The following is a 22,209-nucleotide window of genomic DNA, read 5'->3' as shown; positions in this document are numbered from 1 at the left end:
CGACCATGGGCGCACTTCGAGCAGCACAATGGCAGTACGACAACCAGTTGCCGCCGGCGGTGAGCGAAAGCGCGGCTGAGGAAGCTGAGGCGCGCTGGATCGACGACGGCATTGCCGAGCTGATGGCGCGCCGTGACTTCGTGTTCCAGCGCAACTTCCGGCAGCGTGGCGTGACCTACGAGCGCTTCGCCCAGGCGGTTGATGAGTTCGTGATGGGCCAGATTGGCCAGTCAGGAATCAGTAACTCTGTGCTGGGCCGCCTGATACTTGCCGCGCGGTGTAAGTCCAGCAGCGAGGCAGCATCAGCGGCAAACGAGGCCATGAACGTGCCAAACCCTGACGCCATGCTGCAGGAGATCGCCCGCACGCTGCTCTCGCCCTTCGCGAAAGAAGGAGTGCTGGCCCAGGCCGAGGATGCGGAATGAGCCCTCACAGCATCGCGGTCAGCGCTATCGACGGCGCCATTGAAACAATGCTTCTGCCGGGCTCAGGTCCGGTGGAAGACGCCAAGGCCGAAACCTTGGTGGTCGCCTACTTCTCCCTTCTGGCCATCGACTCCAACGAGTTCAAACACTTCTGCGAGCGCATCCGGCGGATTGCCGAACGGCGCAAGGAGGCTGCATGACTACGCCAATCTTTAAATCGCTGATCGACGAACAGGTCGAAGAGGTGAAGGCCGCTCAGGTGCGCGGCACCGTCCAATTCCCGGTAGGGATGCGTGTCGCAGACCTGCCCTACCCGATCAAGGCTGACTGGCTGAAGTGCCGGCCGATCAGTGCCAGGCCTCGGCCATGACCCGCTACCAACGCGCCCGCCGCTTGGTCATCTGGCGCGGCTCCTTCTCCATGCTCTTCGCCTGCACCTTCTTCATGCTGGCCAGCGCATTGGCGGGCAGCATCACTTCCTGAATCACACGCACCCGAGCCCGGCGGGCCGCACTGCGGATAACCGTACCCCCCTCGGGAGCGTAAGCGGCGAGAGCGCGCAACCATCCACCGCAGCCAGGGCCTGGAGCGTACCTCCGTGCCTGGGTGACCTGGCATTTTCCCTTTCAACTGACGGCGCCGGCCAGGCGCGAGGTTTTCCAATGTTCGCAGAACAGAAACTGATCACGATCGAAGAGATCAGCGAGGCGAACGCCCCGGCCATCTACGTGGCCGGAGGCCTGCAGCAATTCATCGAACTGGTGAAGGGCGAGATCGAAGGCGAAGTCCCCGATCTGACCACCCGCAAGGGACGCGAGCGCATCGCCAGCCTTGCCGCCAAGGTCAGCAAGTCGAAGGCCGCTGTCGAGAAACCGGGCCGCGACTACCTTCGCCGGCTCAAGGAAATGCCGAAGGTGGTCGAGGCCGAACTGCGCGAGTTCGTGACCAAGATGGACACGCTGCGGGACGAGACACGCCGGCCGCTCACCGAATGGGAAGCCGCAGAGGATGCGCGGATTGATCGCCACAACGACCGCCTGAACTGGCTAAAGACCCTGGCCGATGACCTTGGTGAGCTGAGCTCTCTGCACATCAAAGGCCTGATCGCCGAGGCTGAAGGCATGCAGCTTGGCGCTCACTGGGAAGAGTTCGAGGCCGAGGCGGCCAACACCAAGGACAAGGTGCTTTCCACCCTGCGGGCAGCGCTCCAGAAGCGCGAGCAGTTCGAAGCTGAGCAAGCCGAACTGGCCCGTCTGCGCCGCGAAGCAGAAGAGTGCGCCGAGCAGGATCGCATTCGGGCAGCCCAGGAGGCCGCCGTCGAAGCTGAGCGTCAGCGCGTGGCCCAGCAGCAACAAGCAGAACGCGAAGCGGCAGCCCGCCGCGAACAGGAACTGATTGACCAGGCCGCCGCACAAGAGCGCGAAGCCGAGAACCAGCGCCTCCAGCTCAAGTTGCAGGCCGAGCAAGCCGAACGTGCCCGGGTTCAGGCCGAAGCCGACCGCGTAGCCACTGAGCAGCGGATGGAACAGGAGCGCCAAGACGCCGCCCGCCGGCAAGAGCAAGCCGCTGAGCATGCGCGCCAGGAAGAGCGCCGCCGTGCCGATGCCGCAGCCGCCGAGATCCTCCGTCAGCAAGAAGCCCGCGAGCGCGACAAGGCGCACCGCGCCAGCATCAACCGCGCCGCCTTGGACGCCTTCGTCTCCGGCGGCATGACCGAGGAATGCGCCAAGCAGGCCATCACCCTGATCGCCCAGCGCAAGATTCCGAACATCGCCATTTCCTACTGAGGTCGCCATGAGCCAGGCAGTAGCCATAATCTCGCAGGACATCTACGCGCAGCGAAACCAGTTCGCCAATGTGCTGACCGACCGCTCGCTTAACTTCGAACGCGAGGCCGAATTCGCCATCCAGGTCATCACCTCGAGCGAGTACGCCACCAAGGTGGCAATGCAGAACAGGCAGTCGGTGGCCAACGCGATCACCAACATCGCCGCCATTGGAATCAGCCTGAACCCGGCCAAGAAGCAGGCCTACCTGGTTCCGCGAGACGGCCGCATCTGTCTGGACATCAGCTACATCGGCTTGATGGACCTGGCCATGTCGACCGGCGCCATACGCTGGGCCCAGGCAGAACTGGTCTACGCCGCCGATGCTTTCAGCCTAAACGGCTTCGACAAGCCTCCGACCCATTCCTACAACCCGTTCGCCAAGGATCGCGGTGAGGTGATCGGCGTGTACGTGGTGGTCAAGACCGCCGACGGCGATTACCTGACCGAAACCATGAGCATCGAGGATGTGAACGCCATCCGGGATAGATCGAGCGCCTGGAAGGCCTGGGTCAGCAAGAACAAATCCTGCCCTTGGGTCACCGACCCGGGCGAGATGGCAAAGAAGACCGTGGTGAAGCGTGGCTACAAGTACTGGCCGAAGACCGAGCGCCTTGAACAAGCGATTCACCACTTGAACACGGACGGGGGTGAGGGTCTGGCCAGCGTAGCCGGCTCGGCACCCACCGATCCCGAGATGGCGAACAGCTGGATCGCATTGGCACAGAAGGCCGGCAGCCTTGAGGCACTGACCGATGTGTACCAGCAGGGTACTGCGGCCATGAAGCAGGCAAAGGATGCAACCGGCCATGCCCGCTTCAAGGCCGAGGTCACCAAGCGCGCCGACGCCATCAAGGCAGAGGCGGCGCCCATCGAAGGCGAATCTGAGGAGGTGTTAGATGGAGCAGCGTAGCGCTGAATGGTTCGCAGCACGCCTTGGCTGCGTCACCGCGAGTCGAGTGAAGGATGTGATGGCCAGCGGCCGGGGCGGCGCACCATCTGCCGCCCGCAAAAATTACATGATGGAGCTTCTCTGCGAGCGCCTCACCGGCCAGTCTGGCGGCGCCGACCTTTCCCGAAATGCTGCCGTGCAGCGCGGCGTCGAGCTCGAACCGTTTGCCTGCATGGCCTACGAGGCCGACAAAGGCCTGATGGTGGTCGAAACCGGCCTGGTCATGCACCCGACAATTGCTGGCTTTGGTGCGTCACCGGATGGTCTGGTAGGCGACGATGGCGTGCTGGAGATCAAGTGCCCGAACACTGCGACCCACATCGCCACCATGCAGTCTGAGCGCCACGACCCGCAGTACGAGTGGCAGATGCTGGCCCAGATGGCCTGCACCGGCAGGGCCTGGGCAGACTTCGTCAGCTACGACGACCGCTTGCCTGAGCAGCTTCAGTACGTATGCCACCGCTTCGAGCGCGACTTCAAGCGCATCCGCGAGATGGAGTCAGAGATCAAGGCGTTTCTGGAAGAGCTCAGCGACCTGGAGAAGGAGATGCGCGAGCGAATGAAGGAGGCAGCATGAACCAATCTATCGACCTGGAGGCCGCCAAAGCGGCCTTCTTCGCGTCTGGCGGCCAGCTGATCGTGCTGGAGGGCTTCACCTACCGGCCACTGCCGCAGCGCAAGCACCCCGAGCCCAAGCCGAAGCGGACAAAGCCTACTGCGCATAAGTCGGAACACCCGCAGCAGAGCCGCGCCAGGACTCGCGCCGCACGGATCGCCGAGCTTGCCAAGACCATGACCTGTGGCGAGGTGGCAAAACTCCTTGGCGAGACCAAGGGAGCGCTTTGGGGCGTAGCCGCTCGCGAAGGATTCAGGTTCTGCAAGCCGCCACGCCAGGCGCAGCCAGTGAAAAACGCCGCCGCTCAAGAGGCTGCCGATCGGGAGCTGGCAGAGCGGATCATTGCCTTGCGCGATGAGGGTATGTCCCGCTGCCGGGCAACTGCAGTACTCGGGATCGGTAATCGCAAGCTTGAGCGAATCCTGGCTGCATTCGGGATCAACTTTCCGCTTCAGCGGCACCGGGGGTAGTACATGATCGCCACTATCACCCAGCCAGTGCCAGCCGTGAAGTACGCGGCGGCCATGGCTAGATCCACCGGCCAGCCTTGGGGCGTGTACCGAGGCAGCAAGCGTTTGTTAGTGGTCATGCCTTCCGGATCGACGAAGAAAACGCCGATTGAGGTGTGCCATCCATGAGGCGCATCAACAACCTGGTCCGCCAGCGCCGGCGGCAAGAACAGTTCCACCTGCCGCCCAGCGGCCTCACGGAGCATCGAAATGCAGAAAGCATCCTCTGGAGTCGTAACCCTCCCGGCCTGGATGAATCGGCCGGTCAAGAAGCTGTACAACACCCGCAGCGGCGGCCAGTACCGGCCTGATGATGTGGCCCTGGCCTTTGCCTTGAGCCTGCGTGAGCACGACAGCGCCGATCACCTGCGCAGGCTGGCACGGCGCTTGGTCGACAAAGTCTGCCTGGAGCATCAGCCGAACATGAAGCGCCTCGCCCGCGAGCCGGACGACGACAAGGTGTTCGACGCCGCGCTCAAGATCATCAACCGAGTGTGCGACCTGCTCGACATCGGGTCGGGCACCAGCTTTGTGCGCAATGGAGGCGATGATGGCTCTGACGCAGCAGCAGCGTGACGAGAAGCGCCGCGCCAAGGCCGAGCGTCTACAGGAAGAAGACCTGCGCTTGAAGGTTCGGCCAGGGACTAAGCAAACACTGCTTGAGCTGATGGAGTGGGCCGGGATCGAGGAACAGGGCGAGGCGCTGACGCTGATGATTCATCACGTCGAAGCGCTCGGGCACCACGCTCTGTTCAGGATCGCGCGCCACGAAATCGAAGGTCACCGTTCTGTGGCGCGGATTGAGCCGCTGCGACTTTCAGCCAGGCGGCGAACCGGCCAGCACCTGCGGGCCATATGCGGCTGGGCAGATGCCACATACAGCCAGATGATTGAGGCGCTGATCCACGGCATTCACGCCCTGGGCAGGCTGCACGCGGCGAAGTTTCTCACCCCACCGCGGCATGAAATCAGAATCTCACCGCGCCTGGCCCTGGCCTTCGATCGGAAGAGCATGCTGATGCTTCAGCAGGATCCGGGGGATGAGGTTATCCAACCTAAGGCAATGAGGGGTCTGGCTGGTATGGACCAAGAACTTTGTTGATGTTCGGCCAGACTAGGTAGGCCTTCCAGTTCTCATTGTCGTTTGAGCAGTAAACCAGGAATTCGCTACTGCTATCCCTGCTGACTCTGTATCTGATGATGCCGCAGCCCTTTACCTTGGCTTGAGCCAACGATGAGGAGATTGCGGTGTTGTATTCCCAGTTCCAATCGCCTGGATACTTGTCCTCTACAGATTCAGCTTGAGCTACAAACGGAAGCAGCAGCGCTGCCAATACCAGAAACCTCTTCAATCCAGCACCTCCATGGCCCGGCCCATGCCGGTCACCCGTATTACCGCATCCCAAACCAAATTGCCACCATGCCGCATCCGGCCACGGAGGGCGGCGCATGCATGGAGAAAGCCATGAGCCAGTTCTACCTGCAGGACAGCCGCAGCCATGTCGGCGAGGGCCTCATGTTCTGGGCCTTGGGCGGCGGCTACACCACCAACCTCGACAAAGCCGAGCTGTTCACCCAAGAGCAGGCCTGTGGCCACCGGGAAACAGACATTCCCTGGCCAAAAGACTATGTCGATGCCCGCGCACATCTCGGCGTCGACCACCAGTACATCAGCCTGGACGAGGCCCGCGACCAGCTGACACCGGGATGCACAGTTGTCTTGCAGATCCCTGGACACTGGAACGGTAATGACATTGCCTTGGCCAGGTGGCCAATAGGCCACACATACCGATTCGAGAAGGCCCACCGCCTCACTCTTGAGGCTGCCCAGGCGATCGACAACACGCCAGAGGAGGCAGTGATCTGGCCAGTGGCTTACCTCGAAGCCAAGGCCCGGCGCCTGGTGCACAAGCGGGACGTGAATATCAAAGAGGCCCTGCGCGGTACCGGTATCCAGATGGCGGTGCCTAGGAAGCAATGCAAGCTATGGCAGAGGCCGCTCAACTGCCACGGCTGCGGACGCTTCATCAGCTGGGACGGCCGATTCCTCAGCGACTGCCAGAACTGCGGCGCGAACAACTGCCCGTGACCCTCCCGCGCTGCCACCAGCGCCTTCCCGTTTCGGCAAAGCACGCCACCCGGGCTAGACGATACGCTTACCTCGGACCGAGACGCGGCTTCATATCCACGAGAGTTTTTGCGTGGTCCCTCATTCGCGTGACCAGATGCGAGGGATGGTATTGCTCATACGTTTCATCAGAGTTTTCGGGATGTATCCATTCAAAAAATTCAAGATGATCCGCAAGCGTCTCTCCAAACATAGCGGTGAGAAGCCTATTGCCCTCGGCATAGGACGAAGATTCAAAATCGTCAAAGTTGTGCGCTACGAACTTGTTACGGATCCGTACCAACTCTTTTTCGTCAGCGAATGCGCGGAACATTTTCACTTGTGCGCGAATGCTTTCTGGGTACTCCCTGATCTCCTTCCCGTAGTCCTTTAGAACATCGTGAAGCTTAGTTAAAGAGAGTATCGCTGCGATTTTGCTCATCCTGAGCACCCCAAAGGCCAAGCCGGTGCGCGGGTCGACATCTGCGCCAGTCAAGTAGTCCCGGACAACTCTAGACGGCGTGACCAAGTCGTAGATAAGGTCGTTTAGAAGCCAACCTAAATGCTCATTCCTGTCCATGTTCTCTCCTCTTTGGAGCAGAAATTGTATCGAGGAGATATCCCCATGCCCACAGAAAGCCGATCCAGCAACACAGAGATGGCCAGCGAACTGCTGCCCTGCCCCTTCTGCGGCCAGCAGGACTTCCTCATCGAGCGCCTAGACAGCGACGCTTCAGTGGTGATCTGCCAAGGCCTGACCGGTCCGCAGGAGGCCTGCCTGGCCCGTGGTCCGGTGGGCGTGGCGCAGGATGAAGGTGAGGAGCAGCCAGGCCGCGACAAGGCGGTCGAGCTATGGAATGCGAGAGCCGAGCAGCACCAGGGCGAGCCGGTGGCGTGGGTTCGTTTCCGCAATGGCGAGCCTGACTATGACGGCGATGCGTGCATGATCATGAACGTGCCAGGCGACACGCTCGGCGACGGTGATAGCTGGCAACCCGTCTACACCCACCCAGCGCCAGCCGATCCTGGCGAGGTTGAGCGGCTGCGCAAAGAGTCTGCCTCGCACAATGACGCACGGCAGACTTTGGCCGCTCAGCTGCGCGCCTCACACGCCAAGCTGACTGAGCGGGATGCGCTGCTGCGCGAAGTGCTCGAGTTCATCGACGACGGCGTGGGCCGCAGTGATTACGAGTGGGCGGCGATCCAGAAGGCTCGGACTGCCCTATCCGCCAGCGCAGAGCCTGAGGCGAAGTCGTGGAGACGCACTTCGCACCATTCACCGACCTGGAAGACGTTGAGCAAGCACCCTGCGGCACCTGGCTAGGGGAATCCTCCGAGCTGTCAGGCGACTGGGCCGAAGTCGATTGCCTGCTCTGCAAGAAGCGCCGAGAAAGGATCATCGCTGCCGCCGCTGATGAAGAGCGCTTCATCGTCGAGCAGATGGGCGACATGGCAGCCTTCATGCGCTCGGTGGATTCAGCCCCGCAAGAGAACATTTGTACTCCCAAGCTGTAACCCCTCTCCCCTCTATTCACTGCCGCGATATGGCGGCCAAGGAATCCCCGTGCCCGAAACAATTGAGTTGGACCTCGACGCGATCGAGGCCGCGGCCAAGGCTGCCACGCCGCAGGACTTCGACAGCGCCCAGGTCGCCAGCAGTGAAGACGGCTGGATCGAATGCCAGACCTGCGGCGGCGAGGGCTCCGTGGAGCTGACCGCCGACTACCTGAACTACGACGGCCAAGCGCTGGGCGTCCAGTTCTACGGGATTGGCGAACCGCACATTCACGCGGAGGCGCACTACCGCGCCGCCCGGCCTGCCGTGGTGCTGGCCATGGTTGAAGAGATCCGCAGCCTGCGCCAGCAGATTGAGCAACAGAAGAACACCAGCCGCACCATCACGCTGGCGGGGTGCGAATACACGGAAGATGACCTCATCGGCACTGCGGTCCGGTGCGTCAGCGGAACCAGAAGGCAGAAGACCCCGCGCTGGGTGCTCATGATGGACGCATTTGTCTGCGGCTCAGGTGTAGCCCAAGCGCTGTGCCGGCGTTACGGGCTGGACCCGGACGAGGGGCTGCGCAAATGACCCGCCTCGCCCTCTGCCTCCTGCTGCTGGCCACCGGCGCCAGAGCAACCGAACTGCCGCCAGGGGTGTCGTCCTTCGAGGACAAGCCGCGAGGTGTCGTCTGCTACGTCATGAACTCGCTGGGCAACAACGCCATCAGCTGCGTGAAGGTCTGGCTGCCGCAAGTGGCTGGCAACGAGCGCCAGCTCTCCCCGCACGAAACCCAACCCGAACCTACACCCGCACTGGCGCCTGGGCGCTGGATTGATGAGAGGTATGAGCTGTGACGGACACTGATTGGAACGTCGCGCCCTTCGATGCAGAAGCATGGGCGCCATGCACAGCCAAATTCATGGCGGGCTGGTACAAAACAGACGCTCAAGGCCGATGGTATTACGCCAGATCGCGTAGCGCAGGCTGGTGGGCCATCGAGCGGCCATCGACGTATCGCCAGCGCCAAATGGAGCGGCGGCCATGACCGACCTGATCGAAGTGAAGACGGCCAGGCTTATCGGCGTGGCTCTCGACTGGGCTGTGACCAAGGCTGCGGGCCTGGAAGACACCGCCAAACTGGTCTTTCCAGCCATCATCGACGAGCGTAACCAGCCCTGCATGGTTACGCACTCTTGGAGCGCGTGGTCGCCATCTACCGATTGGAGCCAGGGCGGCCCGTTGATCGACAAGCACCATGGCAGCGCTCAGCACTCTCCGGGCCTTGCCGAGGAGGCCTGCTACAGCGGTGGGCCGGCGGGCGCGGGGGTCTGGCTCTATGGCCCAACCGCGCTGGTCGCGTTCTGCCGCGGCTTCGTCCACTACAAGCTCGGCGATACCGTCCAGGTGCCGAAGGAGCTGATGCCATGTTCTTGATCCCACTCGCAGCACCACTGCTCATGGCCTACCTGGTATGGAAGGCGCCGCGATGAACACTCACCAGGTCACGCATCGCCAGGAGGCCACATGGGCTACATCAACCCGCTGCTGAAACTCCCGGCTGGCCAAGCCCTGCTGAACCTGCCGGCCGAGGACAGAGCGCGCATCGAGGCCGTGATGCGCGAACTCCGCGCCCAGGCCGACGCAGAGGCTGAAAATTCCTGGCTCCGCCGCAAGGGTCCGATGGCCGCTTACTGGCGCGCCGTTTCCACCTACGCCCGCCACCTGGCGCACGCGCTTTCACGCAACGCCCAGTCGTAACCCCTCCCCCAACTACTCAAGCCCGCCGACATGCGCGGGCGAGGATTCGTCATGCCCAAAGCATTGCTACGCGAAGTCGCTATGGACTGCATTTCCGACATGGCCCAACACCTGCCCGAAGGCTGCGAACTGTTCGTCATCGCCTGTCGGCCAGGCAAAGACGATTTCGACCTAGTGCTGCCTTCGCCCGAGGCAAACCTGAACAACGCCCTCGATGCTCTCCGCCGCCAGGGCCTGAGCATCGACGGCGCCAACATCTACAAGCAGGCCGTGTGCGACCTTGCCGTCGGCGCCATGGTCATGGGCAAGCAGAACAACAACCCGCCGCCGGCAGGCCACTGGGGGCAGAAGTTCTGGGATATCGGGCGGGCCGAGGGCGAGCTGCAGGAAGAGCTGACCAAGGCGCTGCGCCTGGTGCGCAAAGAACTCGACGCCTGCCAGCGAGTGATCCACTACGCCGGAGGCTTCACGCCCGCCTACGTCGACGACGCCCAGGCCGCCATCAAGGTGGCTGACGCGGCGCTGTCGAAAATCCCGGCCTGACCAACAACCTGCCGCCACCGGCGGCGTGGAGACCATCCATGAACCTGATCGACTGCTACGTCACGAAGATCCTCGGCGAGCCGTACCGCAAGTTCGGCGCCGGGTGGGTCGATGCCGAATACGAGGCCTATGGCCGCATCAGCAAAACCCAGCTCATGTTCCGCACCGAGGAAGCCGCCCGGGCGGCGAAGGTCGGGCACCATTTCTTGGCCTGACCCTCTATATAAAGGAGACACCCATGCGACACGCAGAAAACATTGACCGCTTCCTGCGCCTCGACGAGGTGCTGCACGTGACCGGGATCGGGCGGAACACCGTCTATCGCAGAATCCGTGAGGGCACCTTTCCAAAACAGGTTAAGATAGGCCCCAATTCAGTCGCCTGGCGCCAGTCGGACATCACCCAGTGGATGACCTCTTTCGAGCCCAGCAACGACCAATCAGTACATTGAGCAGTACATTGAAATACCAATTTCCGCTCAAACCCTTATCCCACCAGCTATACAGGTCCACCAGTGGAAATCTTCAAGGAATTTACATTCGAGTCAGCCCACCGCCTGCCCCACGTTCCTGAAGGGCACAAGTGCGGCCGCCTGCACGGCCACTCGTTCAAGGTCGGCCTGCACCTGACCGGCCCGCTCGACCCGCACACCGGCTGGATTCGTGACTTCGCCGAGGTCAAGGCGATCTTCAAGCCGATCTACGACCAGTTGGACCACAACTACCTGAACGACATCCCAGGCCTCGAAAACCCGACCAGCGAAGTGATCGCCAAGTGGATCTGGGAGCAAGTCAAACCGCTGATGCCAGAGCTGTCCAAAGTGCGCATCCACGAAACCTGCACCAGCGGCTGCGAATACTGCGGCGACTGACTCAGGGCGACCAGGGGTAGCGGCGCACCTCTACCGTGACCCTGCCCCCGCCCACGGCCCCCGAGGACAGGTAAGGGCGCTTGGCCTGGAACCTTCGGGTGACCCGATTGCCAGCGCTGTCGAGCATGCGCAGGTTGGCGAAACGCCCGCCGACTTTCAGTGCCCGGGGATCCAGGCCTTCGAACTGCCACAGGCCGCCCCCCGTGTACTTGACCCACTCTGGAGGGTCGCTCCAGGTGGCGTACATCCCCAAATAGCCGACCGGGTCTGCCTCCAGGACCCACGGCAGCAAAGCCGGGTTGGCGCGCAGGTCGCGGTCGTTTTGCAACGGGCGCAGCTGATAGTAGCGCTTGCCCGCGTCCTGGTAGGCACCGAACCAGAACAACTGATGAATCGCTACCGCATGCCTGGCCGGGCGCTCCGACCAGGGCTCGAGCGAGCCGGCACGGCTCTCGGTGCGAAGGTAACCATCTTCGCCATCCCCGCTTTCGAATCGAACCCAGATGGGCTTGACCCTGGAAACGGCTGTTGGCCATTCGGCCGGCGAGATGTGCTGGTCGTCGAGTTGCCAGTAAAGCCTGCCGATGAAAGAGTGCGCGGGCTCGAATGCGTAGTACAGGGACATGCTCGGTCCTCTTGCCTGAACGTGGAGCGTCAGGCTAGGGGCAGGCACTCACGGCATGCAGCGAGAAGCCGTTACCCCAGCGTATCCCTGAGAAAGGCAGGCGCGATGTAGCGTTGGTAATGCGCCTCGGACAACAGGAAGAATTCACGGTCGATTGCATCGCGCAGCTGTGGCAGCTCCCAGTCGCGAAACTCCGGCAGCAGCACCATCCCGTATGCCTCCAGCTCGCGGATCATCCGCGCCCCGCGGGCGATCAGCTGATAGGCCCAGCAGTATTCGGACTGTTGCTCGACGAAGCGGATCGAGCGCTGCTGCAGCTGCTGGCGCAGCAGGCCTTTGTCGAACACTTCCAGCTTGGCCATCATCACCTGCACCAGCAGTTGCTCCAGGCGCAGCCAGACGGCGCGCTTCTGTTCGTCGTCGTAGCCGTTCCAGTTGATCACTTCATGGTGGAAACGCTTGCAGCCACGGCAAACCGTGTCTCCGTAGACAGTGGAACAGAGGCCGACACACGGGGTCTTGATGGACTGGTTGGACATTGAAAACAACGGCTTGGCGGTGGAATACGGGGTCATGTTAGCCCTTTGTCTAACCAGGGTCACCCGTTAAAGTCGTGATCGCTGCCTTACCTTCGGGCTTTTTTTGCCGTAGAATCACCCCGCCTTTTCAAGGCAACAATGTCCGTTGGAAGCTGTTTTCAAAGCGTCACGAGCACAGTTCATCCGGTAGAACGGCGTTGGCCCGGGCCATGCACCCCTCGCATGCCCGAGCCAGCCCTCATCAGCTCCCGTTCTGCAGGCGTAAAACTTTGAAAGCAGCTTCTGTAAGGATTCTCTGCGACTCTGGCTGGGCGGCCCACAAAGCCGTGGCAGCGCATGGGTGCATTGAATGCTGGATGAGCGTCCCGGACTCCCTTTAGGGACCACTGATGAGGGTAATAACTGTGCTTGAAGCCTACCGCAAACACATCGAAGAGCGTGCCGCCCTGGGTATCGTGCCCCAGCCGCTGAACGCCGAACAAACTGCAGGCCTGGTCGAGCTGCTGAAAAACCCGCCGGCCGGCGAAGAAGCCTTCCTCGTAGACCTGATCACCAACCGCGTTCCGCCAGGGGTCGACGAAGCTGCCTACGTCAAGGCCGCTTTCCTCTCAGCCGTGGCCAAGGGCGAAGCCAAATCGCCACTGATCGACCGCAAGCACGCTGCTGAACTGCTGGGCACCATGCAGGGCGGCTACAACATCGAAACGCTGGTCGCGCTGCTCGACGACGCCGAACTGGGCGCCGTCGCGGCCGAACAGCTCAAGCACACCCTGCTGATGTTCGATGCCTTCCACGACGTGGCCGAAAAAGCCAAGGCCGGCAACGTTCACGCCAAAGCCGTACTGGAATCCTGGGCTGCCGGCGAGTGGTTCACCTCGCGTCCGGCCATCGCCGACAAGTACACCCTGACCGTGTTCAAGGTGCCTGGCGAAACCAACACCGACGACCTGTCCCCTGCCCCGGACGCCTGGTCGCGCCCTGACATCCCGCTGCACGCCCTGGCCATGCTGAAAATGGCCCGTGATGGCATCGAACCGCAACAGCCTGGTTCGGTTGGCCCGCTGGCACAGATCGAAGCGGTCAAGGCCAAGGGCTTCCCGGTTGCCTACGTCGGTGACGTGGTCGGTACCGGTTCTTCGCGTAAATCCGCCACCAACTCGGTGCTGTGGTTCTTCGGCGACGACATCCCGTACGTGCCGAACAAGCGCGCCGGTGGCTTCTGCTTCGGCACCAAGATCGCCCCGATCTTCTACAACACCATGGAAGACGCCGGCGCCCTGCCGATCGAATTCGACTGCACCAACCTGGCCATGGGCGACGTCATCGACGTCTACCCGTTCAAAGGTGAAGTGCGCCGTCACGGCAGCGACGAGCTGGTCACCGAGTTCGCGCTGAAAACCGAAGTACTGCTGGATGAAGTCCGCGCTGGCGGCCGTATCCCGCTGATCGTTGGCCGTGGCCTGACCGAAAAAGCCCGTGCCGAACTGGGCCTGGGCCCTTCCGACCTGTTCAAGAAGCCAGAGCAGCCTGCCGACACCGGCAAAGGCTTCACCCTGGCGCAGAAGATGGTTGGCCGCGCCTGTGGCCTGCCGGAAGGCCAGGGCGTGCGCCCGGGTGCCTACTGCGAGCCGAAGATGACCACCGTCGGTTCCCAGGACACCACTGGCCCGATGACTCGCGACGAACTGAAAGACCTGGCGTGCCTGGGCTTCTCCGCTGACCTGGTGATGCAGTCGTTCTGCCACACCGCAGCCTATCCGAAGCCGATCGACGTAAACACCCACCACACCCTGCCAGACTTCATCCGCACCCGTGGCGGCGTGTCGCTGCGCCCAGGCGACGGCATCATCCACAGCTGGCTGAACCGCATGCTGATGCCTGACACCGTAGGTACCGGTGGTGACTCGCACACCCGCTTCCCGATCGGCATCTCGTTCCCGGCCGGTTCCGGCCTGGTGGCCTTCGCCGCCGCCACCGGCGTCATGCCGCTGGACATGCCAGAATCGATCCTGGTGCGCTTCAAGGGCAAACTGCAACCTGGCATCACCCTGCGTGACCTGGTTCATGCCATCCCTTACTACGCGATCCAGAAGGGCCTGCTGACCGTCGAGAAGAAAGGCAAGAAGAACGCCTTCTCCGGCCGCATCCTGGAAATCGAAGGCCTGGACGACCTGACCGTCGAGCAAGCCTTCGAGCTGTCCGACGCCTCGGCCGAGCGTTCCGCCGCGGGCTGCACCATCAAGCTGCCGGAAAAGGCCATCGCCGAATACCTGCAGTCCAACATCACCCTGCTGCGCTGGATGATCGGCGAAGGCTACGGCGATGCCCGCACCCTGGAGCGTCGTGCCCAGGCCATGGAAGCCTGGCTGGCCAAGCCTGAACTGCTGTCGGCCGACGCCGATGCGGAATACGCCGAAATCATCGAAATCGACCTGGCCGACGTCAAGGAGCCTGTGCTCTGCGCGCCGAACGACCCGGACGATGCCCGCCTGCTGTCCTCGGTACAAGGCGAGAAGATCGACGAAGTGTTCATCGGTTCGTGCATGACCAACATCGGTCACTTCCGCGCTGCCGGCAAGCTGCTGGACAAGGTCAAGGGCGGTATCCCGACCCGTCTGTGGCTGGCCCCGCCAACCAAGATGGACGCCCATCAGCTGACCGAAGAAGGCTACTACGGCATCTACGGCAAGGCTGGCGCTCGCATGGAAATGCCAGGCTGCTCGCTGTGCATGGGTAACCAGGCACGTGTGCAGACCGGTTCGACCGTGGTTTCCACCTCGACCCGTAACTTCCCGAACCGTCTGGGCGACGCCACCAACGTGTACCTGGCCTCGGCCGAGCTCGCCGCGGTCGCATCGATCCTCGGCAAGCTGCCGACCGTCGAAGAGTACATGCAGTACGCCAAAGACATCGACAGCATGGCTGCCGACGTCTACCGCTACCTGAGCTTCGACCAGATCGCCGAGTTCCGTGAAGCGGCTGCCAACGCCAAGATCCCTGTGGTTCAGGCGTAAGCATCGGTTGTAGGCTGTAAGACAAAGCCCCGGCAGAAATGCCGGGGCTTTTTTGTGTCACCTGTGCCGGCCCCTTCGCGGGTAAACCCGCTCCCACAGGAGCCCCACAGTCTTCAAGACCTGTAGAGAACCCTGTGGGAGCGGCTTTAGCCGCGAAGAGGCCGTCACAGGCGACATCAAATCACGAACAAATCCACAAACCTGTGCACCGCCATCTGCTCCAGCAGTTGCTGGTCCTTGCACAGTTCGAAAATCTGCTGACAGCGCTGCCGCACAAAGCGCGTCGCCAGGTTGCTTCTGAACTTGGCCTCCAGCAGCGGTATCCCCTCCTCGCGCCGCCGCCGATGCCCGATCGGGTACTCCACCAGCACCTGCTCGGTACAGCTGCCATCCTTGAAGAACACCTGCACGGCATTGGCGATCGAGCGCTTGTCCGCCTCCAGGTACTCGCGACTGAAGCGCGGGTCTTCAACCACTTCCATCTTCTCGCGCAGACGATCGATGCTCGGGTGGTTGGCATGAAAGGCATCTTCATAATGCTCGGCCACCAGGTGGCCGAAGATCAGCGGTACCGCCACCATGTATTGCAGGCAATGGTCACGGTCAGCGGCATTGGCCAACGGGCCGCTCTTGGAAATGATACGGATCGCCGATTCCTGGGTGGTAATGACAATGCGGTCGATCTCATGCAGGCGGTTACGCACCAGAGGATGCAGGGTGACCGCCGCCTCACAGGCGGTCTGGGCGTGGAATTCGGCCGGGAAGCTGACCTTGAACAGCACATTCTCCATCACGTAACTGGCCAAGGGTTGCGGCAGGCGCAGCTCATACTGGCCGGAGGGCTTCACCGCCAGGTCCTTGTTGGTGTGGCTGAACGAGACGTCATGGAACCCCCACTGCGGCGCAGTCAGCACGCCCGGCACGCCCATCTCGCCACGCAGCGCGATATCGGCCAGGCGCACGCCGCGGCTGGAAGCGTCACCGGCCGCCCAGGACTTGCGCGAGCCAGCATTGGGGGCATGGCGATAGGTGCGCAGCGCCTGGCCATCGACGAAGGCATGGGACAAGGCCGATAGCATCTGCTCGCGGTTGGCGCCCATCAGCCGGGCGCACACGGCGGTGGAGGCTACCTTGACCAGAATCACGTGATCCAGGCCGACGCGGTTGAATGAGTTTTCCAGCGCCAGCACGCCTTGGATCTCGTGGGCCATGACCATCGCTTGCAGCACCTCACGCATCAGCAACGGCGCCTCACCCGCGGCCACGCGCTTCTGTGAAAGGTGATCGGCAACGGCGAGGATGCCGCCAAGGTTGTCCGAAGGGTGCGCCCACTCGGCAGCCAGCCAGGTGTCGTTGTAGTCCAGCCAGCGCACGGTGCAGCCGATGTCCCAGGCGGCCTTGACCGGGTCGAGGCGATAGGCGGTACCCGGTACGCGCGCACCATTGGGCACCACGGTGCCTTCCACCAGCGGGCCGAGGAGCTTGGTGCACTCGGGGAAGCGCAAGGCCAGCAGGCCGCAGCCGAGGGTATCCATCAGGCAGTTGCGTGCGGTGTCCAGGGCTTCAGGGGATTCGACGCGGTAGCCGAGGGCGTAGTCGGCGAGGGTTTGCAGCACCCGGTCGTAGTCCGGGCGGTCGTTCAGGTCCACGTTGGCGCTCATAGCCAGCTCCCTTCAGAATTGCCGGGGCTGCGTTGCAGCCCTTCGCGGGTTTGCCCGCTCCCACAGGGATCACACTGAACTTGAAAGTCGTGCAATACCTGTAGGAGCGGGCGTGCCCGCGAAGGGCCGCAAAGCGGCCCCATCAACTAAAGCCGAGCGCCAGTGGTGCGTTAGAAGCTATCGCCAGGCACGCGAACCCAGCCCTCCATCAGCACGCGAGCACTGCGGCTCATGATTGCCTTGGTCACCGTCCACTGGCCATCCACCTGGCGCGCCTCGGCCCCGACCCGCAAGGTGCCGGACGGATGACCGAAACGCACGGCACTGCGCTCACCCCCGCCCGCAGCGAGGTTGACCAATGTGCCCGGAATGGCCGCGGCGGTGCCGATGGCCACGGCTGCGGTCCCCATCATCGCGTGGTGCAGCTTGCCCATCGACAGCGCACGCACCAGCAGGTCGATGTCACCGGCCGCAACCGCCTTGCCACTGGACGCAGTGTAGGTGCTCGGCGGCGCAACGAAAGCCACCTTCGGCGTGTGCTGACGCCCGGCAGCCTGGTCGACATGCTCGATCAGGCCCATGCGCACGGCTGCGTAGGCACGAATGGACTCGAAGCGCTGCAGCGCCTGGGGGTCGCCATTGATCGCATCCTGCAACTCGGTACCGGTGTAACCGATGTCGGCGGCATTGACGAACACGGTCGGGATGCCAGCGTTGATCAAGGTCGCCTTGAAGGTGCCCACCCCCGGCACTTCCAGGTCGTCCACCAGGTTGCCCGTAGGGAACATTGCCCCACCGTCGCCATCCTCGTCGGCGGCCGGATCGAGGAACTCCAATTGCACTTCAGCGGCCGGGAAGGTCACGCCGTCGAGTTCGAAGTCGCCTGTTTCCTGCACTTCACCTTCGGTGATCGGCACATGGGCGATGATGGTCTTGCCGATGTTGGCCTGCCAGATGCGCACAGTGGCGATGCCATTGCGGGGAATGCGCGCCGGCTCGACCAGGCCGTTGCTGATGGCGAACGAGCCGACCGCCGCAGACAGGTTGCCGCAGTTGCCGCTCCAGTCGACGAAAGCCTTGTCGATGGCGACCTGGCCGAACAGGTAGTCGACATCGTGCCCGGGCTTGATGCTCTTCGACAGGATGACCGTCTTGCTGGTGCTCGAGGTGGCGCCGCCCATGCCGTCGATCTGTTTGGCGTAAGGGTCGGGGCTGCCGATTACCCGCAACAGCAAGGCATCGCGCGCCGGGCCTGGGACCTGAGCAGGCTCTGGCAGGTCCTGCAGGCGGAAGAACACGCCCTTGCTGGTGCCGCCACGGATGTAGGTGGCGGGGATTTTCACTTGTGGTACATGTGCCATGTTCAAGTCCTGTTCAAGCGGTCGCTTCGAGGAAGTCCTGGGCAAAGCGCTGCAGCACTCCGCCCGCCTCATAGATCGACACTTCCTCGGCAGTGTCCAGGCGGCAGGTCACTGGCACTTCGACACGCTCGCCATTGCGTCGCGTCACCACCAGGGTCAGCGTCGCCCGTGGCTTGCGCTCGCCGAGCACGTCATAGGTCTCGCTGCCATCCAGGCCCAGGGTCTTGCGGTCGGTACCCGGCTTGAATTCCAGTGGCAAAACGCCCATGCCCACCAGGTTGGTGCGGTGAATGCGCTCGAAGCCCTCGGCGACGATCGCCTCGACACCGACCAGGCGCACGCCCTTGGCCGCCCAGTCGCGGGACGAGCCCTGGCCATAGTCGCCACCGGCTACGATGATCAGCGGCTGCTTGCGCGCCATGTAGGTCTCGATGGCTTCCCACATGCGGGTCACCTTGCCTTCCGGCTCGATGCGCGCCAGCGAGCCTTGCTTCACGCTGCCGTCTTCGTTGCGCACCATTTCGTTGAACAGCTTGGGGTTGGCGAAGGTGGCGCGCTGGGCGGTCAGGTGGTCACCACGGTGGGTGGCATAGGAATTGAAGTCCTCTTCCGGCAGGCCCATCTTCGCCAGGTACTCACCGGCGGCGCTGTCGAGGAGGATGGCGTTGGATGGCGACAGGTGGTCGGTGGTGATGTTGTCCGGCAGCACCGCCAGCGGGCGCATGCCGCGCAGGGTACGCTCGCCAGCCAGGGCGCCTTCCCAGTACGGCGGGCGGCGAATATAGGTGCTCATCGGGCGCCAGTCGTACAGCGGCGCGACTTTCGGCCCACGGTCTTCCTCGATGGCGAACATCGGGATGTAGACCTTGCGGAACTGCTCGGGCTTGACCGCCGCACGCACGACCGCGTCGATTTCTTCGTCGCTCGGCCAGATGTCCTTGAGGCGGATTTCCTTGCCGTCGACCACGCCCAGCACGTCCTTTTCGATGTCGAAGCGGATGGTGCCGGCAATCGCGTAGGCTACCACCAGCGGCGGCGAGGCAAGGAACGCCTGCTTGGCATAAGGGTGGATACGCCCGTCGAAGTTGCGGTTGCCCGACAGCACGGCGGTGGCGTACAGGTCACGGTCGATGATCTCCTGCTGGATCACCGGGTCCAGTGCGCCAGACATGCCGTTGCAGGTGGTGCAGGCGAAGGCGACGATGCCGAAGCCCAGTTGCTCCAGCTCTTTTTCCAACCCCGCTTCTTCCAGGTACAGCTGCACGGCCTTGGAGCCGGGTGCCAGCGACGACTTGACCCATGGCTTGCGGTTGAGGCCGAGCTTGTTGGCGTTGCGCGCCAGCAGGCCTGCGGCAATCACGTTGCGCGGGTTGCTGGTGTTGGTGCAGCTGGTGATGGCGGCGATAATCACCGCACCGTCGGGCATCTGCCCCGGCACTTCTTCCCAGGCACCGGCGATGCCCTTGGCCGCCAGGTCGCTGGTAGCGACGCGGGCGTGCGGGTTGGACGGGCCGGCCATGTTGCGCACCACGCTCGACAGGTCGAAGCTCAGGGTGCGTTCGTATTCGGCCTTGGCCAGGCTGTCGGCCCACAGCCCGGTGACCTTGGCGTAGGTTTCCACCAACTGCACCTGCTGGTCATCGCGGCCGGTCAGCTTGAGGTAGTCGATGGTCTGCTGGTCGATGGCGAACATCGCAGCGGTGGCGCCGTATTCCGGCGCCATGTTGGAGATGGTGGCACGGTCGCCCAGGGTCAGCGCGCGTGCGCCTTCGCCATGGAACTCGAGGTAGGCGCCGACCACTTTCTGCTTGCGCAGGAACTCGGTCAGGGCCAGCACCAGGTCGGTGGCGGTGATGTTCGGTGCCAGCTTGCCGGTCAGCTCGACGCCGATGATTTCCGGCAGGCGCATCCACGAGGCACGGCCAAGCATGACGTTTTCGGCTTCAAGGCCACCGACACCGATGGCGATAACGCCCAAGGCATCGACATGCGGGGTATGGCTGTCGGTGCCGACGCAGGTGTCCGGGTAGGCCACGCCGCGGTCGCTATGGATCACCGGCGACATCTTCTCCAGGTTGATCTGGTGCATGATGCCGTTGCCGGGCTGGATCACGTCGACGTTCTTGAACGCCTTCTTGGTCCAGTTGATGAAATGGAAACGGTCTTCGTTACGGCGGTCTTCGATGGCGCGGTTCTTCTCGAACGCCTGCGGGTCGAAGCCACCGCACTCCACGGCCAGGGAGTGGTCGACGATCAGCTGCACCGGCACCACCGGGTTGACCTGGGCCGGGTCACCGCCCTTGTCGGCGATGGCATCGCGCAGGCCGGCCAGATCGACCAGGGCGGTCTGGCCGAGGATGTCATGGCACACCACGCGGGCCGGGAACCACGGGAAGTCGAGGTCGCGCTTGCGCTCGATCAACTGGCCCAGCGAGGCATCGAGAGTGGCCGGATCGCAGCGGCGCACCAGGTTTTCGGCCAGCACGCGGGAGGTATACGGCAGGCTGTCGTAGGCACCAGGCTTGATGGCCTCGACGGCAGCGCGGGCATCGAAGTAGTCCAGGGCTGTGCCTGGCAGGTTCTTGCGGTAGGCAGTGTTCATATCGTTATCAGGCTCGGTCACGGTATTCGGTAAGCAGGTCTGGCCCTTGGGGCGCTGCGCGCCCCTTTCGCGACACAAGGCCGCTCCTACAGGAACTGCGCCGCGCCTGTAGGAGCGGCCTTGTGTCGCGAAAGGGCTGCGCAGCAGCCCCGGCGATCTACGACTCAGCGCTGTTCGATCGGCACGAACTGGCGCTGTTCGACGCCGACATACTCGGCGCTCGGGCGGATGATGCGGTTGTTAGCGCGCTGTTCGAACACGTGCGCGGCCCAGCCGGTCAGGCGCGAGCAGACGAAGATCGGGGTGAACAGCTTGGTCGGAATGCCCATGAAGTGGTACGCCGAGGCATGGTAGAAGTCGGCGTTGGGGAACAGGCGCTTCTGCTCCCACATGGTCTTGTCGATGGCTTCGGAGACCGGGTACAGGACCTTGTCACCGACCTGGTCGGCCAGCTGCTTCGACCAGCCCTTGATCACCTCGTTGCGCGGGTCGGACTCTTTGTAGATCGCGTGGCCGAAGCCCATGATCTTGTCCTTGCGCTCAAGCATGCGCAGTAGCTCGGCGGTGGCCTCCTGCGGGCTCTGGAAGCGCTCGATCAGCTCCATCGCCGCTTCGTTGGCACCACCGTGCAGCGGGCCGCGCAGCGAGCCGATGGCAGCAGTGACGCAGGAATACAGGTCGGACAGGGTCGAGGCGCAGACCCGTGCGGTGAAGGTCGAGGCGTTGAACTCGTGCTCGGCGTACAGGATCAGCGACACGTTCATCACCTTGACGTGCAGCTCGCTCGGCTTCTTGCCATGCAGCAGGTGCAGGAAGTGGCCGCCGAGGGTGTCTTCGTCGCTGGTGCAGTCGATGCGCACGCCATGGTGGGTGAAGCGGTACCAGTAGCACATCACCGCAGGGAACAGCGCCAGCAGGCGGTCGGTCTTCTCGCGCTGGGCGTCGAAGGTCAGCTCCGGCTCCAGGGTACCGAGCACCGAGCAACCGGTGCGCATCACATCCATCGGATGGGCGTCGCGAGGGATGCGTTCGAGCACCTCTTTCAGCGCCTGCGGCAGGTCACGCAGGCCCTTGAGCTTGCGTTTGTAGTCGGCCAGCTCCGCCTTGCTCGGCAGCTCGCCATACAGCAGCAGATAGGCGACTTCCTCGAATTCGGCACCGGCGGCCAGGTCACGGACGTCGTAGCCACGGTAGGTCAGGCCGGCGCCGGCCTGGCCCACGGTCGACAGAGCAGTCTGGCCGGCCACCTGGCCGCGCAGGCCAGCGCCACTGAGTACTTTTGCTTCGGCCATGGTGTTT

Annotated in this window: 28 protein-coding genes; 21 read left to right on the top strand and 7 right to left on the bottom strand. The window is 63.0% G+C overall.

The window, feature by feature from the left end:
- The first annotated feature begins 5 nt into the window (after positions 1-5).
- The 10 genes from APH33_RS02340 (at position 6) to APH33_RS02295 (ending at position 6,417) form a co-directional block, all read left to right on the top strand.
- The gene (locus APH33_RS02340) at positions 6-425 is read left to right on the top strand and encodes a hypothetical protein (RefSeq protein ID WP_054883603.1); all 420 of its coding nucleotides are present in this window, start codon (positions 6-8) and stop codon (positions 423-425) included.
- Positions 422-625 carry a hypothetical protein gene (locus tag APH33_RS02335; protein ID WP_054883602.1) on the top strand — a complete coding sequence of 68 codons (204 nt, stop codon included), beginning with the start codon at positions 422-424 and terminating at the stop codon, positions 623-625. The genes APH33_RS02340 and APH33_RS02335 overlap by 4 nt, the downstream gene beginning before the upstream one ends.
- Positions 622-795: a hypothetical protein gene (locus tag APH33_RS27360; RefSeq protein WP_177332334.1), complete on the top strand. Its 174-nt coding sequence runs from the start codon at positions 622-624 to the stop codon at positions 793-795. Before APH33_RS02335 ends, APH33_RS27360 begins: the two co-directional genes overlap by 4 nt.
- Before the next feature lie 292 nt (positions 796-1,087).
- The gene (locus APH33_RS02330; RefSeq protein WP_054883601.1) at positions 1,088-2,212 is read left to right on the top strand and encodes a hypothetical protein; all 1,125 of its coding nucleotides are present in this window, start codon (positions 1,088-1,090) and stop codon (positions 2,210-2,212) included.
- A gap of 7 nt (positions 2,213-2,219) precedes the next feature.
- Positions 2,220-3,164 (top strand): recombinase RecT, encoded by a 945-nt coding sequence (locus APH33_RS02325; RefSeq protein ID WP_054883600.1) that lies wholly within the window; start codon positions 2,220-2,222, stop codon positions 3,162-3,164.
- Complete coding sequence (locus APH33_RS02320; RefSeq protein ID WP_054883599.1) at positions 3,151-3,780, top strand: lambda exonuclease family protein; 630 nt, start codon at positions 3,151-3,153, stop codon at positions 3,778-3,780. Before APH33_RS02325 ends, APH33_RS02320 begins: the two co-directional genes overlap by 14 nt.
- Positions 3,777-4,289: a hypothetical protein gene (locus APH33_RS02315; protein ID WP_054883598.1), complete on the top strand. Its 513-nt coding sequence runs from the start codon at positions 3,777-3,779 to the stop codon at positions 4,287-4,289. The genes APH33_RS02320 and APH33_RS02315 overlap by 4 nt, the downstream gene beginning before the upstream one ends.
- A 249-nt stretch (positions 4,290-4,538) precedes the next feature.
- The gene (locus APH33_RS02305) at positions 4,539-4,904 is read left to right on the top strand and encodes a hypothetical protein (RefSeq protein WP_054883596.1); all 366 of its coding nucleotides are present in this window, start codon (positions 4,539-4,541) and stop codon (positions 4,902-4,904) included.
- Positions 4,879-5,430, top strand: a complete 552-nt coding sequence (locus APH33_RS02300) for a hypothetical protein (protein ID WP_054883595.1) — start codon at positions 4,879-4,881, stop codon at positions 5,428-5,430. The genes APH33_RS02305 and APH33_RS02300 overlap by 26 nt, the downstream gene beginning before the upstream one ends.
- A 363-nt stretch (positions 5,431-5,793) precedes the next feature.
- Complete coding sequence (locus APH33_RS02295) at positions 5,794-6,417, top strand: hypothetical protein (RefSeq protein WP_054883594.1); 624 nt, start codon at positions 5,794-5,796, stop codon at positions 6,415-6,417.
- Positions 6,418-6,484: 67 nt separating this feature from the next.
- Here the strand turns inward: APH33_RS02295 and APH33_RS02290 are convergent, their stop codons facing one another.
- Positions 6,485-7,015 carry a hypothetical protein gene (locus tag APH33_RS02290; protein WP_054883593.1) on the bottom strand — a complete coding sequence of 177 codons (531 nt, stop codon included), beginning with the start codon at positions 7,013-7,015 and terminating at the stop codon, positions 6,485-6,487.
- A gap of 45 nt (positions 7,016-7,060) precedes the next feature.
- Here APH33_RS02290 and APH33_RS02285 point away from each other — a divergent pair, with 45 nt between their 5' ends.
- The 10 genes from APH33_RS02285 (at position 7,061) to queD (ending at position 11,108) form a co-directional block, all read left to right on the top strand.
- On the top strand, positions 7,061-7,759 hold the full coding sequence (locus tag APH33_RS02285) for a Lar family restriction alleviation protein (protein ID WP_177332333.1): 699 nt from the start codon (positions 7,061-7,063) through the stop codon (positions 7,757-7,759).
- Positions 7,690-7,950, top strand: a complete 261-nt coding sequence (locus APH33_RS26270; RefSeq protein WP_082433385.1) for a hypothetical protein — start codon at positions 7,690-7,692, stop codon at positions 7,948-7,950. The genes APH33_RS02285 and APH33_RS26270 overlap by 70 nt, the downstream gene beginning before the upstream one ends.
- A gap of 49 nt (positions 7,951-7,999) precedes the next feature.
- Positions 8,000-8,524 (top strand): hypothetical protein, encoded by a 525-nt coding sequence (locus APH33_RS27585; RefSeq protein ID WP_256218580.1) that lies wholly within the window; start codon positions 8,000-8,002, stop codon positions 8,522-8,524.
- Positions 8,521-8,790, top strand: coding sequence for a hypothetical protein (locus APH33_RS02275; RefSeq protein WP_054883591.1), 270 nt, complete (start codon positions 8,521-8,523; stop codon positions 8,788-8,790). Before APH33_RS27585 ends, APH33_RS02275 begins: the two co-directional genes overlap by 4 nt.
- Before the next feature lie 187 nt (positions 8,791-8,977).
- Positions 8,978-9,370, top strand: a complete 393-nt coding sequence (locus APH33_RS02270; RefSeq protein WP_054883590.1) for a phage protein NinX family protein — start codon at positions 8,978-8,980, stop codon at positions 9,368-9,370.
- A 90-nt stretch (positions 9,371-9,460) separates the two neighbouring features.
- A complete protein-coding gene (locus tag APH33_RS02265; RefSeq protein WP_054883589.1) occupies positions 9,461-9,694 on the top strand; it encodes a hypothetical protein in 234 nt (77 codons plus the stop codon).
- Positions 9,695-9,745: 51 nt separating this feature from the next.
- Complete coding sequence (locus tag APH33_RS02260) at positions 9,746-10,237, top strand: hypothetical protein (RefSeq protein WP_054883588.1); 492 nt, start codon at positions 9,746-9,748, stop codon at positions 10,235-10,237.
- A gap of 38 nt (positions 10,238-10,275) precedes the next feature.
- A complete protein-coding gene (locus APH33_RS27355; RefSeq protein WP_177332331.1) occupies positions 10,276-10,452 on the top strand; it encodes a hypothetical protein in 177 nt (58 codons plus the stop codon).
- 23 nt (positions 10,453-10,475) lie between these two features.
- Positions 10,476-10,688, top strand: a complete 213-nt coding sequence (locus APH33_RS02255; RefSeq protein WP_054883587.1) for an AlpA family transcriptional regulator — start codon at positions 10,476-10,478, stop codon at positions 10,686-10,688.
- A gap of 63 nt (positions 10,689-10,751) precedes the next feature.
- Positions 10,752-11,108: a 6-carboxytetrahydropterin synthase QueD gene (queD, locus tag APH33_RS02250; protein ID WP_054883586.1), complete on the top strand. Its 357-nt coding sequence runs from the start codon at positions 10,752-10,754 to the stop codon at positions 11,106-11,108.
- Between the two features lies 1 nt (position 11,109).
- On the opposite strand, the gene APH33_RS02245 is transcribed toward queD, so the two are convergent.
- Both APH33_RS02245 and APH33_RS02240 read right to left on the bottom strand, forming a co-directional pair.
- Entirely contained in the window at positions 11,110-11,733 is a 624-nt protein-coding gene (locus APH33_RS02245) for a hypothetical protein (protein WP_054883585.1), read from the bottom strand.
- A 71-nt stretch (positions 11,734-11,804) separates the two neighbouring features.
- The gene (locus APH33_RS02240) at positions 11,805-12,272 is read right to left on the bottom strand and encodes a DUF1289 domain-containing protein (protein WP_099815325.1); all 468 of its coding nucleotides are present in this window, start codon (positions 12,270-12,272) and stop codon (positions 11,805-11,807) included.
- Positions 12,273-12,676: 404 nt separating this feature from the next.
- Here APH33_RS02240 and acnB point away from each other — a divergent pair, with 404 nt between their 5' ends.
- Positions 12,677-15,286 (top strand): bifunctional aconitate hydratase 2/2-methylisocitrate dehydratase, encoded by a 2,610-nt coding sequence (gene acnB / locus APH33_RS02235; RefSeq protein ID WP_054883583.1) that lies wholly within the window; start codon positions 12,677-12,679, stop codon positions 15,284-15,286.
- A gap of 176 nt (positions 15,287-15,462) precedes the next feature.
- On the opposite strand, the gene prpD is transcribed toward acnB, so the two are convergent.
- The 4 genes from prpD to prpC form a co-directional block, all read right to left on the bottom strand.
- The gene (gene prpD / locus APH33_RS02230; RefSeq protein WP_054883582.1) at positions 15,463-16,947 is read right to left on the bottom strand and encodes a 2-methylcitrate dehydratase; all 1,485 of its coding nucleotides are present in this window, start codon (positions 16,945-16,947) and stop codon (positions 15,463-15,465) included.
- 170 nt (positions 16,948-17,117) lie between these two features.
- Positions 17,118-18,308 carry a 2-methylaconitate cis-trans isomerase PrpF gene (gene prpF / locus APH33_RS02225; RefSeq protein WP_054883581.1) on the bottom strand — a complete coding sequence of 397 codons (1,191 nt, stop codon included), beginning with the start codon at positions 18,306-18,308 and terminating at the stop codon, positions 17,118-17,120.
- A gap of 13 nt (positions 18,309-18,321) precedes the next feature.
- Entirely contained in the window at positions 18,322-20,910 is a 2,589-nt protein-coding gene (acnD, locus tag APH33_RS02220; protein ID WP_054883580.1) for a Fe/S-dependent 2-methylisocitrate dehydratase AcnD, read from the bottom strand.
- A 164-nt stretch (positions 20,911-21,074) separates the two neighbouring features.
- Positions 21,075-22,202 (bottom strand): 2-methylcitrate synthase, encoded by a 1,128-nt coding sequence (gene prpC, locus APH33_RS02215; protein WP_054883579.1) that lies wholly within the window; start codon positions 22,200-22,202, stop codon positions 21,075-21,077.
- Positions 22,203-22,209 lie beyond the last annotated feature (7 nt).

The sequence above is a fragment of the Pseudomonas sp. NBRC 111130 genome, from assembly GCF_001320485.1.
GTDB lineage: Bacteria > Pseudomonadota > Gammaproteobacteria > Pseudomonadales > Pseudomonadaceae > Aquipseudomonas > Aquipseudomonas vlassakiae.
The sequence above is the reverse complement of the archived record's forward strand: the minus strand, read 5'-3'. Positions and strand labels throughout refer to the sequence as shown.

Bases quoted from the DNA above. Each gene is read 5' to 3' on its own strand.
- APH33_RS02320 (WP_054883599.1), top strand. From the start codon at position 3,151: ATGGAGCAGCGTAGCGCTGAATGGTTCGCAGCACGCCTTGGCTGCGTC.
- APH33_RS02295 (WP_054883594.1), top strand. From the start codon at position 5,794: ATGAGCCAGTTCTACCTGCAGGACAGCCGCAGCCATGTCGGCGAGGGC.
- APH33_RS02330 (WP_054883601.1), top strand. From the start codon at position 1,088: ATGTTCGCAGAACAGAAACTGATCACGATCGAAGAGATCAGCGAGGCG.
- APH33_RS02270 (WP_054883590.1), top strand. From the start codon at position 8,978: ATGACCGACCTGATCGAAGTGAAGACGGCCAGGCTTATCGGCGTGGCT.
- APH33_RS02290 (WP_054883593.1), bottom strand. From the start codon at position 7,015: ATGGACAGGAATGAGCATTTAGGTTGGCTTCTAAACGACCTTATCTAC.
- acnD (WP_054883580.1), bottom strand. From the start codon at position 20,910: ATGAACACTGCCTACCGCAAGAACCTGCCAGGCACAGCCCTGGACTAC.
- APH33_RS02240 (WP_099815325.1), bottom strand. From the start codon at position 12,272: ATGTCCAACCAGTCCATCAAGACCCCGTGTGTCGGCCTCTGTTCCACT.
- APH33_RS02300 (WP_054883595.1), top strand. From the start codon at position 4,879: ATGGCTCTGACGCAGCAGCAGCGTGACGAGAAGCGCCGCGCCAAGGCC.
- APH33_RS27360 (WP_177332334.1), top strand. From the start codon at position 622: ATGACTACGCCAATCTTTAAATCGCTGATCGACGAACAGGTCGAAGAG.
- APH33_RS02305 (WP_054883596.1), top strand. From the start codon at position 4,539: ATGCAGAAAGCATCCTCTGGAGTCGTAACCCTCCCGGCCTGGATGAAT.
- APH33_RS02245 (WP_054883585.1), bottom strand. From the start codon at position 11,733: ATGTCCCTGTACTACGCATTCGAGCCCGCGCACTCTTTCATCGGCAGG.
- prpC (WP_054883579.1), bottom strand. From the start codon at position 22,202: ATGGCCGAAGCAAAAGTACTCAGTGGCGCTGGCCTGCGCGGCCAGGTG.
- APH33_RS02325 (WP_054883600.1), top strand. From the start codon at position 2,220: ATGAGCCAGGCAGTAGCCATAATCTCGCAGGACATCTACGCGCAGCGA.
- prpF (WP_054883581.1), bottom strand. From the start codon at position 18,308: ATGGCACATGTACCACAAGTGAAAATCCCCGCCACCTACATCCGTGGC.
- prpD (WP_054883582.1), bottom strand. From the start codon at position 16,947: ATGAGCGCCAACGTGGACCTGAACGACCGCCCGGACTACGACCGGGTG.
- APH33_RS02265 (WP_054883589.1), top strand. From the start codon at position 9,461: ATGGGCTACATCAACCCGCTGCTGAAACTCCCGGCTGGCCAAGCCCTG.
- APH33_RS02260 (WP_054883588.1), top strand. From the start codon at position 9,746: ATGCCCAAAGCATTGCTACGCGAAGTCGCTATGGACTGCATTTCCGAC.
- APH33_RS02340 (WP_054883603.1), top strand. From the start codon at position 6: ATGGGCGCACTTCGAGCAGCACAATGGCAGTACGACAACCAGTTGCCG.
- APH33_RS27355 (WP_177332331.1), top strand. From the start codon at position 10,276: ATGAACCTGATCGACTGCTACGTCACGAAGATCCTCGGCGAGCCGTAC.
- APH33_RS02285 (WP_177332333.1), top strand. From the start codon at position 7,061: ATGCCCACAGAAAGCCGATCCAGCAACACAGAGATGGCCAGCGAACTG.
- APH33_RS02335 (WP_054883602.1), top strand. From the start codon at position 422: ATGAGCCCTCACAGCATCGCGGTCAGCGCTATCGACGGCGCCATTGAA.
- APH33_RS02255 (WP_054883587.1), top strand. From the start codon at position 10,476: ATGCGACACGCAGAAAACATTGACCGCTTCCTGCGCCTCGACGAGGTG.
- APH33_RS02315 (WP_054883598.1), top strand. From the start codon at position 3,777: ATGAACCAATCTATCGACCTGGAGGCCGCCAAAGCGGCCTTCTTCGCG.
- APH33_RS02275 (WP_054883591.1), top strand. From the start codon at position 8,521: ATGACCCGCCTCGCCCTCTGCCTCCTGCTGCTGGCCACCGGCGCCAGA.